10 protein-coding genes are annotated in these 13,013 nt (G+C 58.4%); 9 read left to right on the forward strand and 1 reads right to left on the reverse strand.

From position 1 onward, the window contains the following. Positions 1–54 precede the first annotated feature (54 nt). The 4 genes from Q0K10_RS06585 to Q0K10_RS06600 all read left to right on the forward strand — a co-directional run bounded on the left by Q0K10_RS06585 (position 55) and on the right by Q0K10_RS06600 (position 6,324). On the forward strand, positions 55–1,677 hold the full coding sequence (locus Q0K10_RS06585; RefSeq protein WP_294504822.1) for a hypothetical protein: 1,623 nt from the start codon (positions 55–57) through the stop codon (positions 1,675–1,677). Then, positions 1,674–2,555, forward strand: a complete 882-nt coding sequence (locus tag Q0K10_RS06590; RefSeq protein WP_294504825.1) for an EamA family transporter — start codon at positions 1,674–1,676, stop codon at positions 2,553–2,555. The genes Q0K10_RS06585 and Q0K10_RS06590 overlap by 4 nt, the downstream gene beginning before the upstream one ends. 74 nt (positions 2,556–2,629) lie before the next feature. After that, complete coding sequence (locus Q0K10_RS06595) at positions 2,630–3,940, forward strand: hypothetical protein (RefSeq protein WP_294504827.1); 1,311 nt, start codon at positions 2,630–2,632, stop codon at positions 3,938–3,940. A 41-nt stretch (positions 3,941–3,981) separates the two neighbouring features. Beyond that, on the forward strand, positions 3,982–6,324 hold the full coding sequence (locus Q0K10_RS06600) for an ATP-dependent DNA helicase RecQ (protein WP_294504830.1): 2,343 nt from the start codon (positions 3,982–3,984) through the stop codon (positions 6,322–6,324). 19 nt (positions 6,325–6,343) lie between these two features. Here the strand turns inward: Q0K10_RS06600 and Q0K10_RS06605 are convergent, their stop codons facing one another. Further along, positions 6,344–7,609: an ATP-dependent 6-phosphofructokinase gene (locus Q0K10_RS06605; protein WP_294477790.1), complete on the reverse strand. Its 1,266-nt coding sequence runs from the start codon at positions 7,607–7,609 to the stop codon at positions 6,344–6,346. 217 nt (positions 7,610–7,826) lie between these two features. Here Q0K10_RS06605 and Q0K10_RS06610 point away from each other — a divergent pair, with 217 nt between their 5' ends. The 5 genes from Q0K10_RS06610 (at position 7,827) to Q0K10_RS06630 (ending at position 13,009) form a co-directional block, all read left to right on the forward strand. Next, positions 7,827–8,354: a hypothetical protein gene (locus Q0K10_RS06610; RefSeq protein WP_294477622.1), complete on the forward strand. Its 528-nt coding sequence runs from the start codon at positions 7,827–7,829 to the stop codon at positions 8,352–8,354. Then, positions 8,351–10,117 (forward strand): YgiQ family radical SAM protein, encoded by a 1,767-nt coding sequence (locus Q0K10_RS06615; RefSeq protein WP_294504833.1) that lies wholly within the window; start codon positions 8,351–8,353, stop codon positions 10,115–10,117. Before Q0K10_RS06610 ends, Q0K10_RS06615 begins: the two co-directional genes overlap by 4 nt. Before the next feature lie 5 nt (positions 10,118–10,122). Further along, on the forward strand, positions 10,123–11,022 hold the full coding sequence (locus Q0K10_RS06620; protein ID WP_294504836.1) for a metallophosphoesterase: 900 nt from the start codon (positions 10,123–10,125) through the stop codon (positions 11,020–11,022). Positions 11,023–11,171: 149 nt separating this feature from the next. Then, the gene (locus Q0K10_RS06625; RefSeq protein WP_294504839.1) at positions 11,172–12,284 is read left to right on the forward strand and encodes a GntR family transcriptional regulator; all 1,113 of its coding nucleotides are present in this window, start codon (positions 11,172–11,174) and stop codon (positions 12,282–12,284) included. Positions 12,285–12,295: 11 nt separating this feature from the next. Next, on the forward strand, positions 12,296–13,009 hold the full coding sequence (locus Q0K10_RS06630) for a prepilin-type N-terminal cleavage/methylation domain-containing protein (RefSeq protein WP_294504842.1): 714 nt from the start codon (positions 12,296–12,298) through the stop codon (positions 13,007–13,009). Positions 13,010–13,013 lie beyond the last annotated feature (4 nt).

Raw genomic sequence — 13,013 nt, forward strand, 5'->3', positions numbered from 1 at the left:
TTTTCAAGCGCATCGGCTTTACATTAGAAGCAGAATCCAACATGGAAAGGAATCATGATGAACACACTGCCAGGAAGTTTTATCGCTGTCGGCAACATCCCGGACGCCACAACGGCTTATCATGACGAACCGTTATCGCTTCTCTTCGGAATGTGCAACGGAGCAATGCAGTTCAACAACCGGGTGTTTCTGTACGGCGACCGTCTGATTCGGGTGAATCTGAACTGGATACGGGATTACATCCTGACCATGAAGGGATTCCGATACACGGAAAAAGATCTGACAAGCTTTCCGGATCTGCTGCTTGAAAAACAGCACAAAAAAGGATTTTTTTATGAAATCATCGCACCGGTGACGGATATGCATTCCGGCAGACCATGGCGGGAAAACGGCGTACTGCACCAAATATCCTCCCCGGAATGCTGTTATTATGAACCGGGATTGAAGTTCGGTCTCTGCCGGCTCGAACTCGAAGCCGACATCGAATACCTGATGGTGGAAGGCGCTTTCATGATCTGGCAGGCCACCGGAGACGACGACTGGCTGCGACGCAATCTTCCGCGTCTGGAAAAGGGAGTGCATTATATCATGAGTGATCCGCTGCGCTGGGACAGGAGTCACGGCCTGGCCAAACGGCCGCGTACACTCGACACCTGGGATTTTCTCGACAGCAAACGCTCCCAGACCGACCGGGCGATCCACCCCGACGATCCGATGGGAATCTTCCATGGCGACAATACGGGGCTGTACAATGCCAAACTCCTGATGGCGAAAATGTACCGCTTTTTCGGCGATGAGAGCTCCGCCATACGCCACGAGGAGGAGGCTGCGGCGCTGCGGGAGCGGATCATGAAATTTTTGTGGAACGGCGATTTCTTCCGGCACTTTCTGCCGCTCGACCCGGTCGATTACGGGGTTGACGAAGAGCGTCAGATGAGCCTGTCCAACGCCTATGCACTGAATCGCAACATCCTTGATCTGAACCAGAAACGGCGCGTGATCGCGGCCTATCGCGCCATGCGCAAACCCGGCGGCGGAGATCTCGACGACTTCTGCAACCTCGAACCTCCGTATCCGATGTTTCACGGTATGAAAGCCGGATTCTATGTGAATGGCGCACTCGCCCCGTTCGTCGCGGGCGAACTCGCTCTGGGCGCCTTTGAGTCCGGCGAAGAGGCGTACGGGGTCGACATCCTGAAACGGATGGGACGCAAAATCAGCCGCGACGGAAAAGTCGCCTTTCTCTATGACCGCAACGGAAACGACATCGGCGGCGGTCCCCGCTGCTGGTGCGGCGCGGAATTGATGCACGCCGAATGCGCCGGACTTGCCGGAGTGGTGGACAACGGCAAGCTGTTTGAAAATGTCACGCTCTCTCCCCGTTTCCTCGCTGCCGGGGAAACCAGAGCGCACGTCCGCCTGGAATACGCCGCCTCCGGGGCCGCAGTGGAATATGACTGGTCGTTCGATCCGGAAAAAAAGCGGATCGGATTCCACCTGCTCTCCCGCCACAACTTCTGCACGGTGCGGATGCTGCTGCCGGAGGAGAGCTCTTCACCCGTTTGCCGCATCGAAACGAAGGAGATTCCCACCAAAATTGAAACGGTCTCCCGCAGCCGCTATCTGGTGGTGGAAAACTTCCCGTCCGGATCAGAATGCGTGATTGATCTGGAATGAGTTACGGCATCATCCTCCTGCTTCTGACCGGGCTGTGCTGGGTTGGAATCGGGGTCGTCGTCAATCATGCCGCCCGGCAGCAGCTGGACATGGATCTCATTCAGTCGGCCGCAGCGGCGATCATCCTCTTCGCCGCAATCGGAATGATGTTCCTGCGCAACAGCTTCCGTCCTCCAATCGGCGGGATGTGGCTGTGCTACGGGGCTCTGCTGGCCGCCGGAGCAGGAAACTTTTTGATGCTGAGCTGGATGCGTTATGCCATGGCCGTCGGGAACAGTGGCGCGGTCTGGGGGATCGTCCAGAGCGCCATGATCTGCCCGTTCGTCATGGGCATGGTGTTTTTCGGCGTTGCCCCGACCTGGAACCGCCTCGCCGGACTGGGGCTGGTTCTGGCGGGAATTCTGTTCCTGAGCCGGGCAACGCCAACCCGGGCGGAATCCCGGCGCGGCTGGCTGCTGTTTGCATTCGGCGCATTCGCCGCATCCGGTACGGCGCAGTGCCTCGCCAATCTGCCATCCTACTGGATGCACCTGGAAATGAGCAGTGAACTTCGCGCCGGACTGGTTCAGGCCGGAACCATTGCGCTTTTCCTGGTTTCCACCCCGTTCCGCAGGTGTAAGACCGGAAGGCGGAACTGTCTTAAACCCATACTGTTGCTGAGCGCAATCCAGATTCTTTCGCTGTTTTTTCTGTTTTACCGGGGCCTGAACATCGTGGCCGATCACGGCTGCGGGTCCATCGGGTATCCGGTTGCCCAGGGAAGCTGCATCGCGTTTTTTCTGCTTTACAACTGCTGCGTTCTGCGTCAGGAAAGCGGCGGCCGAATCCTGTGGGCTCTTCCGGCACTCTGCGGCGGAATCCTTCTGATGGCGTGGTGAGAAACCCGCGGAATTTGCATTTTCCGCAAACAGGGGTATAATATACAAAATCTCACATACGAAAGAGTTTCAACATGAACGGAACAATTATGAAAATCGCCGCTGCCGTCATACCCGCGATGATGCTCTCAGGGGCCTCTGCCGATCCCCTGAAAACAGGCTCCCCTCTGTATGAACAGCTGAAATCCGGATATACTCCCGCGATTCTTCAGCCCGGCTTCTGGAAAGGGGAACTCCCCGATGCGCTCACCGCTTCCGACGGGACGAAAATCGACACCCCCGAAGCGTGGATGAACAAACGTCGCCCTGAACTTCTCAAGCTGTTCTGCACCAATGTCTACGGCAATCCCCTCCCCGCTCCGCCCGAAGGGATCGAATTCAAGGTGATCGAGAGAAGCGACAACGCACTCGGCGGCAAGGCGATCCGTATTCAGGGAGACATCACCTGCAAAGGGGTGAAGCAGCCCAATCCGTTCCGCATTCTCGTCTATCTGCCGAAGAAGGCGGAGAAACCCGTTCCGGTCTTTCTCGGACTGAATTTTCTGGGCAATCAGTCGATCAGCGACGATCCGGAAATCCTGATTCCGGAGTGGGTGGAGAATCCGCGTCCGCGGGGGAAACGCGCTCACCGGTACAATCTCGATACCATCCTCGACTCCGGTTACGGCATCGCGACCATTCACAATGCCGACATCGAGCCGGACCGCCCCGACGCCTGGCGCACCGGCGTGCGCAACTCGTTCCTGACCGACGGCGTCCAGCGCACCGACGATCCCGCCACGATCGCCACCTGGGCATGGGGTCTCTCGCGCGGACTCGACGCGCTGCTCACGCTTCCGGAAGTCGATTCCCGGCGCATCATCGTCTGGGGCCACTCGCGGCTCGGCAAGACATCGCTCTGGGCTGCTGCACTTGATCCGCGGTTCGCGGCATCAATCTCGAACGACTCCGGCTGCGGCGGCGCCTCGCTGACCCGGCACATTCTGAACGACGAAAAGAGCGAAACGCTCCAGCGGATCATCAAAACATTTCCGCACTGGTTCGCGTTGAATCTGAACAACTACGTCGATCGCGAGGAGACGCTTCCGGTCGATCAGCATGAACTCATCGCGCTCATCGCCCCGCGCCCGGTCTACGTCGCGAGCGCGCAGGAGGACGCCTGGGCCGATCCGGAGGGGGAGTTTCTCGCCGCCCGCGAAGCGTCGAAGGTCTACCGGCTCTTCGGTTTTCAGGGAATTCCGGCCGATGCAACCATGCCGAATCTGCATACTCCCGTCGGCAGTGAACGGGTCGGATACCACATCCGCGCCGGGGAGCATGACGTTCAAAATTTCGACTGGGCCGCGTTCATCCGGTTCATGAACGCAAACCTCCCGGCCGAATAAGCGGTTGAAAAAACAGCGCTCCGGGTGTATCTTATGCAATCATGCACGCGCAGAATGATCCAATCTCAGCGCTGAAGCGCTATTTCGGGTTCGACGCCTTTCTCGACAATCAGCAGGAGGTCGTCGAACGCATTTTGTGTGGACGCGATCTATGCGTCATCATGCCGACCGGAGCGGGCAAGTCGCTCTGCTATCAGCTGCCGATTCTCATGCGCCCCGGTTACGGGATCGTGGTCTCCCCGCTGATCTCCCTCATGAAAGATCAGGTCGACTCGCTCATTGAAAAGAATCTCCCGGCCGCATTCATCAACAGCACCGTGCCGTTCGGGGAACAGATCCGGATCGCGAACCAGGCGGCGAACGGGGAAGTCAAACTGCTCTACGTTGCGCCGGAACGGTTTCATACGGATTTCTTCCGCCGCTTTCTCGTGGAAACGCCCCCCGGGGTCATGATCGTCGACGAGGCGCACTGCATCAGCCAGTGGGGTCATGACTTCCGCCCCTCGTACCGGCGGCTCGGCGAAGTGATCGACGCGTTCCGGATCCCGCAGGTGTGTGCATTCACTGCGACTGCGACGCCGAAAGTGCGGGACGACATCCGCGAACAGCTTCACCGCCCGGAGATGGAACTTCACGTCGCGGGATTCAAACGGCCGAACCTCGCGTTTTCCGTAGTCGAATGTTCTTCGGACTCGAGCAAGTTCGCCGAGATCCGTCAGCGGCTCAAACGGAAGAAGCCGACTATCATCTACACCTCCACCCGCAAGGCCGTCGAACTCCTCTCATCTGAACTGGGCTGCATCGGCTATCACGCCGGCATGAGCGACGAGGAGCGCAAGACCGCGCAGGAGAGATTTATGAACGACCCCTGCCCCGTGCTCGCCGCCACCAACGCTTTCGGCATGGGAATCGACCGCCCCGATGTGCGGCAGGTGATCCACTTCAACCTCCCCGGGTCGCTCGAAGCGTACTATCAGGAAGCGGGGCGCGCGGGACGGGACGGCGAAAATGCCGACTGCATCCTGCTTTACGCCTACCGCGACCGTTTCGTGCAGGAGTTTCTGATCGACCTCTCCAATCCGCCGCCGGAACTCGTGCAGGAGCTCTACACCCGGTTGCGCGAACTTGCGATCGAGCGGAAAACAACCATGCTCGAAGTCACGCTCTCGGAACTCGTTCCGGAAGTTCCCGGCGCGAAATCCGACAGCCAGCTCTCCGCAGCGATGGCGATTCTGGAAAAAGCGAATCTCATCGACCGCGGCTACCGGCGCAACAACCGCGGTTTTCTGCGTTTCACCGAAGATCTCGAATACCTCGCAAGTGAACACGCCGCACAGGCGACGCAGCGTTCGCGGTTCATCGCGCGCTGCATCGAGCGGTTCGGATTTGAACTGCTTCAGAAAAAGGCGTTTACGTTCGATGAACTCGCCGTTGTTTCAGGACTCTCGGTCGAGCAGGTCCGGCGTGTGCTCCGGGCGCTGAACGGGGAATGCCTTGAATGGAATGTCCCGTTCGCCGGGCGCGGCACGGAACTGCTTCACCCGGAGAAAGTTCAAGTTGACATGGACTATCAGGCGATGTCCGCCAAACGCGAATTTGAACTCGCCCGCCTCGATGAGGTGTGCTCCTACGCGCGCACCGCCGGCTGCCGCCAGGCCGCGCTCATCAATTACTTCGGGGAAAACGCCCGTTCCTGGCACTGCGGAAGCTGCGACAACTGTTCCGGTTCCGCCGACGGCCATACCGGCCCGCTGCGGGAAGTCACCGACGCCGCCGAAGAGGGAATCATCCGCCGCATCCTCGAAGCCGTCGAGGAGTTCGACGGCCGCATCGGCAGCGGGAAACTCAGCCAGATTCTCGCCGGCAGCCGCAGCGCCGAACTGACCGGACGCGGGTTTCACCGCAGCCGCCACTTCGGCCGCCTCGAAGCCCTGAAGCAGACCCGCATCGCCGCCTATCTGAAATCGCTCGAAAAAGCCGGTTACATCGGCAGAATCGAACGCGGCGAATTCCCCTGCATCGAATTGACCGCCCGCGGGCTCGAGGTGCTCAATGAACACGCCCATGCCCGGATCGATATGCCGGAACTCCGGCGGAAAGCGGAACGGCACACCGCTCCGGCCCGCTCCTCCGGTCCGCTGCCTGAATACGACGAGAGCGCGCCGCTCTACGAAGAGCTGCGCGCCCTGCGCCACGAAATCGCCGAATCACGCGGCGTCCCGCCGTTTGCCGTCCTCACCAACGCCGCCCTCACTGAACTAGCCAGGCGGCAGCCTCTTACGATCGAAGAAGCGATGAGAATTCCGGGAATCGGCCCGGTCAAAGCCCGCACGGTTCTCCCGATCTTCCTCGAGAAAATCCGTGCGTTCCGCGCGTCCCGCTGATGCGGAAACCGTTGGAGAATCAATACTTCCAGGTTGCGGACTTCACGCTGTCCCACAAGCCGGACTCGATGTCGACTTTCTTGCGCGAACTGGTCGCGACCGGGATCGGCACATAGGTGAAACGGTCGTTCCAGTGGCCGATCACCACGTCGGTGCACCCCGCCATCGCACAGTGCACCGCATGCTGCGCAAGCATCTCGCAGAAGACCGAATCGGTCCCGTTCGACGGCAGACTGCGGATCAGATACGAAGGATCGAAATACTTGACCGTGAGATCGATGTTCTTCTCCCTGCCCCACTGCGTGATCGTGTCCCGCAGAAACTCACCGATGTTGTGGTGCAGCTTGTTGCCGGATTTGTCGCGTTTCTCCGAATCCTCCTTGAACAGATGCTGGCCCGCCCCCTCGGAGACGATGATCACCGCGTGTTTGCGCAGCTTAAGCCGCCGCTCCAGACTCGGCAGCAGCGCGTGTTCCCCCTCGTAGAGCGAGAACGGATCTTCCGGAATCAGGCAGTAATTCACATGCGTGTTCGCCAGCGTCGCGTAGGCGGCGATGAATCCTGAATCGCGCCCCATCACGTGAATGAGTCCGATCCCGTTCGGCGCGCCTTTCGCCTCGTTGTGCGCAGCGGAAATCACCGGTCCGGTGGCATAGACCGCCGTCTCAAATCCGAACGTCTTATCGATGAAGTTGATGTCGTTGTCAATCGTTTTCGGAATGCCGACGACGCTGATATTGAGTCCGCGCCGCTCAACTTCAAGCGCGATGTCGTGCGCACAGCGCAGCGTGCCGTCCCCGCCGATGCAGAAGAGCAGTTTGATGTTCATGCGCTTCAGGGTCTCGACCATGACCGCCTCGTCCTGGCGGCCGCGCGAACTGCCGAGCACCGTGCCGCCATCCTCGTGAATCGAGTCGACCGAATCGGGCGTAAGCAGCATCGGCTCATGCCCGTAGGCGGGATTCAGCCCCTGATAGCCGTACCGGATGCCGAAGACGATCGGCACGTTGTACCGCAGCATCAGCGTGCGGGTCAACCCCTTGATCACGTCGTTGAGTCCGGGGCAGAGTCCACCGGCAGTCAGGATCGCGGCATGCGTCCAGGAGGGGTCGTGGTAGATCTTCTCCCGCGGCCCGGCCGCTTCAAACGCACTGATCCGCCCGAACTCCTTGAGCTCCGTCTCAACTTCATGGACGTCCTTGCCGTAGATGACGGTCGCGTCTTCGGGAATGAATTTCACCCCGGTCAGCGGCGACGGAATCGTCGGCGTACCGAGATGTTTCACTGTCAAATCGGGTATTTCCATAATTATCTGTCCAAATTCGTTGGCCGGCGCGTTTCGCAACACCGGCAGGTTATTCATCCGAATTGATAAAATAACTCCGAACCGGAGGAAAATCAACTCGAATTCCGCTTGATTTTCCTGAAAACAGGCTTATATTTCCATAATGTTATGATTGGATTGAGAAAATTCCATTGAGATCGGAGTTGACGATTTGAAGATGAAAAAACTGCTGTTCATATTGCCCGTACTCTGTGCCGTCCTGTCGACCGGAGCGGCGACTCTTTCGTTCCGGAGCGGCGAGATCCTCGCGGCGGAACTCTCTACGGTTAAACCGCGCATCACCAATGAGGATCCGCTCGCGTTCCCGGTTGATTTCAGCCGGAAGATCTACGCTGCAATCGTTGTGAAAGTCGATGCCGGGCGCGGCATCTCGATCCATGACTATTCGCTTTCCGCATTCGGCAGAACCTATCCGTGCATCGCCCTGCGCGCCGGAAACAACAACTTCGACGCCGAAAACTGGCTGGTCAAGCGGGCCGAACCTGGTACCCGCTACACGCTGCTCTTCGTCCTGGACGCAACCAGAATCGGTCGCGAAAAAGATGAAACGATCACCCTGCATGCGGAATTTCCCCCCGAAGAGAGTGCAGATCTGCGGGTTCCGTTCACGAACCTCGGCAACCGCGGCTTCTCCACTCCCGGCTCGATTCCGGGCGGCGGCAGCATGAAAGAGCTCGGGAAATGAGTCGTCAACCGGAGTTCCTGCCCACCACCGGGGAGGAGATGGAACGGGCTGGGTATGAAGAACTTGACATCCTGCTCATCACGGGAGACTGTTACGTCGATCATCCCTCTTTCGGGGTTTCGATCATTGGGAGACTGCTGACCGACTGCGGTTACCGTGTCGGGCTCATCGCCCAGCCGGACTGGAAAAATCCGGAGTCGCTGACCGTCATGGGACGCCCGCGCATCGGCGTCGGCGTCACTTCCGGCAACATGGATTCGATGGTGAACATCTATACCGTCGGCCGCCGCTTCCGCAAAGAGGACTGTTTCAGCGAAAACGGGGAAACCGGCAAACGGCCGCCGCATGCGCTCATCGTCTATGCGCAGATGGTCAAGCAGGTGTTCCCGGGGATTCCGGTTCAGCTCGGCGGGCTCGAGGCGAGTTTCCGCCGTATCGCGCATTACGACTACTGGCAGGACAAGATCCGGCCGTCGGTTCTGCTCGACTCGAAAGCGGAGATCCTCGTCTACGGCATGGGCGAACGCCCGACGCCGGAGGTCTACCGCCGCTTCGCCGCGGGGGAGTCGCTCGCGGGAATCCGCGGTACCGCCCGGCTGCTCGGCAAAAAGGCCGCCGAGGCGTTCGACCCCGGCGACCGGTACTTGTTCCTGCCGAGCTATGAAGAGACGCTCGCCGACAAGGACGCGCTTATGCGCGCGACGATCATGGTCGAGCAGGAGATGAATTTTCAGTCCGGCCGAGGACTTCTCCAGAAATACGGAGACCGGCTGCTCGTGGTCGAACCGCCGCCCGAGCCGCTCAAGCCCGAAGAGCTCGACCGCGTCCATGAACTTCCCTACGCGCGGCGGCCGCATCCGAAATACAAGGGCAGAATCCCCGCCTTTGAGACGATCAAGGACTCGATTCAGGCCGTGCGCGGCTGCCCCGGCGGCTGCGCGTTCTGCGGGCTGGTGGTCCATCAGGGGCGGCATGTCATGAGCCGCAGCGAGGATTCGGTTCTGCGCGAACTCGACACGATCGCAAAATGTCCGAACTTCAAGGGAACCATCAGCGACGTCGGCGGAGCGGCGGGCAACATCTACGGGAGCCGGTATGATCTTGAACGGTGTCGCAAGTGCCGCCGTTCGAGCTGCCTCTTCCCAGCGCCGTGCCCGAACTACGTCTGCACGGGTCTCGAGACGCTGCATCTGCTGCGCCGGATGCGCAAACACCCGAAAGTAAAGCATCTCTACATCAATTCCGGGATCCGTCTCGACCTGGCGCTGCGCCAGCCGGAACTGCTGCGGGAGATCATTGCACACCACGTTTCGGGGCACATGAAAGTCGCGCCCGAGCATCTGCATCCGACGGTTCTCAAGCTCATGCGCAAGAGCCCGGCCGAGGAGTTTTACAAATTCATGGAGGTGTTCGACCGCATCAGCAAAGAGTGCGGCAAGGAGCAGTATCTGATTCCGCTTTTCATCTCAAACTTCCCCGGCTGTACGGAAAAAGAGATGAAAACGGTCGACGACTTCCTCAACCGCCACAAGTGGAGTCTCCAGCAGGTGCAGGATTACATTCCGCTGCCGATGACGATGGGCGGGGCGATGTACTACACCGGCAAGGCGCCGGATGGGACGCCGATCCCGGTAAACCGGGGGCTGGCCGAACGGCGGCAGCAGATCGGCGTACTCAAGAAACGGCGCTCCGGCCCGTCGAAAGACCCGGCGGCGAACAAACGCTGCTGGGAGCGGCGCAAACCCGGTAAACAAAAGTCTTGAAACCAATGCCGAAGAAGCGGAGCAAACGGTGGTTTCTGCGCGGATTCCTCTGCGGAATCGCCCTGTTGCTTCTGCTCTTCTACGGTGGAATCGCCTACATGCGGTACGAGGCTGACTCGCTGACGGTAAACCGGTACGAGGCAATATCGGAAACATGGACGCTCCCGCCGCTGCGCATCGCAGTAGCCGCGGATTTCCACGTTAGAAACAAACCGGAAGCACTCGAACGTCTCGCAAAGATTGTGGATGCCATCAACGCCGAAAAGCCGGATCTGATTCTGCTGCCCGGGGATTTCGCCGCGGGATTGTTTCCGAGTCAGGCGGGAGATCCGCGGCGGATCGCGGAGGAGCTTTCCCGGCTGAAAGCGCCGCTCGGCGTCTATGCGGTTCTCGGCAACCACGATCACTGGCAGAAGGCGGAGCGATTCACAAAAGCGTTTGAAAAGGTGAAACTTCCGCTGCTCGAGAACCGTTCCGTCGTGCTCGAATTCGCGGGAAAACCGTTCCGTCTTGTCGGTGTAATCGACGGCTGGACTCAGGAGGAGCCGCCGTGGGCGGAGCTGCTGCCGGAAGAATCGATTCCGCGCATCGTCATGACCCACGGGCCCGACATCTTTGAAACTCTCCCGGAATCGACCGCGCTCGCGGTCGCGGGTCACACCCACGGCGGGCAGATCGTACTGCCGTTCGTTGGTCCGGTGTATGTTCCGTCGCGCCACGGCCGACGCTACGCCTCGGGTCTCATCACCGAGGGAAAGAACACCATCTTTGTCACGACCGGAACCGGCACGAGCAACGTTTCGCTGCGGCTGAACTGCCCGCCTGAAATCGCGATTCTCACGCTGAAAGGCGTTGCTCCGATTGTTCCGGAACCGACGGTGCGTTTGGCGGAGCCCACCCCCTGAATTGCCCGGATTTCGCTCTTTCTCCGTCAAAACCCCTCTTTTTTTCATTTTTTTTTGCTTTCCCTCTTGACTTTTTTCATGAAATCGGTCATAATATACGGCAGAAATTATATCAATATATTACTTTTCAAGAAAAATTATATCGACCAATGGAGCAACAGGCAATCAGCAAATATGACCGGATCAAAGCGTTTCTGATGGAGGAGGCGCTGAAGCCGGAGTCGCGGTTGAAGATGCCGACCGTACAGGAATTGATGCGGAAATTCGGGGCATCGCAGTCGCCGGTGACGCGGGCGATCCGGGATCTGGAACACGAGGGGGTCGTCCGCTGCCGGCGGGGATCGGGGATGGTCAGCTGCAGCGCGGCGGCCCGGGAGGAGAATTTTCCTGAGGAAATGGAGGAGTCGGATACCACGGTGCTGTTTCTGCGGACGGACTACTTTGCGGAATCGCTCTGGAACATGGAGCACACGATTCTCACGTACGCGCGGCAGAACAAGATCTCAATCATCAACTACCGGATGGGGGAAGAGGCGGACATTCCGGCGATCATCGAGCAGGTGAAGAAATCGCGTTCGCCCTCAGGAATCGTGATGAACTCAAATCCGGGGATGAAATCCGACAAACTGATCCGTTATTTGAATCATCTGCCGTTTCCGGTTGTGATGATCAACAGCAGCAATCTCTTTGAGAACGCGGCAGAAAACGTGACCATATTGTTGCCCAACTCGGAACAGGCGGGCCGACTCTGCATCGAGGCACTGGCGCGGGCGGGTCACAGGAAAGTCGGCTACATCCGGAACGAACCGGAAAGCGATTTGACACGTCTACGCTTTGAGGGGATCTGCGCTGCGGCGGAAGAGTTCGGAGTCAGTGTAACTCATTTTCCTGCAACAATCAAATCATGGGAGAATTCGGCACAGGCTGCGGAAAAGATTACGCAAGCGCGTCTCGATGAGATCCGTTCGCTCGGGCTGACCGCGCTTATTTATTTCAGCGGGATGGGAGCAGTGGCGGGGAGACGGGTGCTTCAGCTTGCGGGCTTCCGGATTCCGGAAGACATCAGCGTGGTCAGCGAGGACGACGGCAGCATCATGGAGCAGCTCTACCCTGCGGGCAGCATCGTGGTCGGTGAATATTTGCAGCCATGCCGCGATGCACTGGACATTATTCTCGGGATAATCCCCTCCCCCGGAACCAAATTTTATCCATATCGCTATATCGAACGGGAATCCGTCAAAACCATAACCCCCAAGGCATGAAAGGAAAACATATGAAACGGACATTCACATTGATCGAATTGCTGGTTGTGATAGCGATCATCGCCATCCTCGCCTCGATGCTTCTCCCTGCCCTGAATCAGGCCAGGGCACGAGCCCAAAGCTCAGCGTGTCAGAACAATCTCGCCCAGCTTCTCCGTGCTCAGCAGTTTTATTCGATGGACAGTCGCGATTTCATGGTTTTCACTTCACATCAGAACGGATGGACTTCATACTGGATGTGGCTCCTGAAGGAACACTCCAAGTACGCGCCGGAGGACTCGCTCTATTTATGCCCCTCCAATCCCAATTCACAAACGTATAACGACTGGAACAATTATGGAATGTGGCGGCCGGGTGGCGTCAACGGGATGGGTTACGGAGACAAAATCTGGATCGACAACAAGGCAGAACTCGGCAACTTCGTTGTAATTCAGAACAATCCGGAATTCATCGGTTATCGTGTAACCGGGATGAAACAGCCGAGCAACCTCATTCTCATTTCAGATTCCGCCGAACCCCTCCCTTCCGGCAGACAGATTGCATACTGGTCATCACAGGAATACCTTGATGGCAACAAGGGAATTCACACGCTGCACAACGAAAAGGCAAACTGTTCATTTGCCGATGGTCATGTTGCCTCGCTGTCGGCAGGCGAACTGCGTAATACCGGGCTAAAAATCAAAGTTACCTACTCTCAAAACTACACTCCCAAAACCATCGAATAACAAC

Source organism: uncultured Victivallis sp. (assembly GCF_944391105.1).
Lineage (GTDB): Bacteria > Verrucomicrobiota > Lentisphaeria > Victivallales > Victivallaceae > Victivallis.

Coding starts and splice junctions, on each gene's coding strand:
- Q0K10_RS06590 (WP_294504825.1), top strand. CDS start 1,674: ATGAGTTACGGCATCATCCTCCTGCTTCTGACCGGGCTGTGCTGGGTT.
- Q0K10_RS06625 (WP_294504839.1), top strand. CDS start 11,172: ATGGAGCAACAGGCAATCAGCAAATATGACCGGATCAAAGCGTTTCTG.
- Q0K10_RS06595 (WP_294504827.1), top strand. CDS start 2,630: ATGAACGGAACAATTATGAAAATCGCCGCTGCCGTCATACCCGCGATG.
- Q0K10_RS06585 (WP_294504822.1), top strand. CDS start 55: ATGATGAACACACTGCCAGGAAGTTTTATCGCTGTCGGCAACATCCCG.
- Q0K10_RS06610 (WP_294477622.1), top strand. CDS start 7,827: ATGAAAAAACTGCTGTTCATATTGCCCGTACTCTGTGCCGTCCTGTCG.
- Q0K10_RS06600 (WP_294504830.1), top strand. CDS start 3,982: ATGCACGCGCAGAATGATCCAATCTCAGCGCTGAAGCGCTATTTCGGG.
- Q0K10_RS06620 (WP_294504836.1), top strand. CDS start 10,123: ATGCCGAAGAAGCGGAGCAAACGGTGGTTTCTGCGCGGATTCCTCTGC.
- Q0K10_RS06630 (WP_294504842.1), top strand. CDS start 12,296: ATGAAACGGACATTCACATTGATCGAATTGCTGGTTGTGATAGCGATC.
- Q0K10_RS06615 (WP_294504833.1), top strand. CDS start 8,351: ATGAGTCGTCAACCGGAGTTCCTGCCCACCACCGGGGAGGAGATGGAA.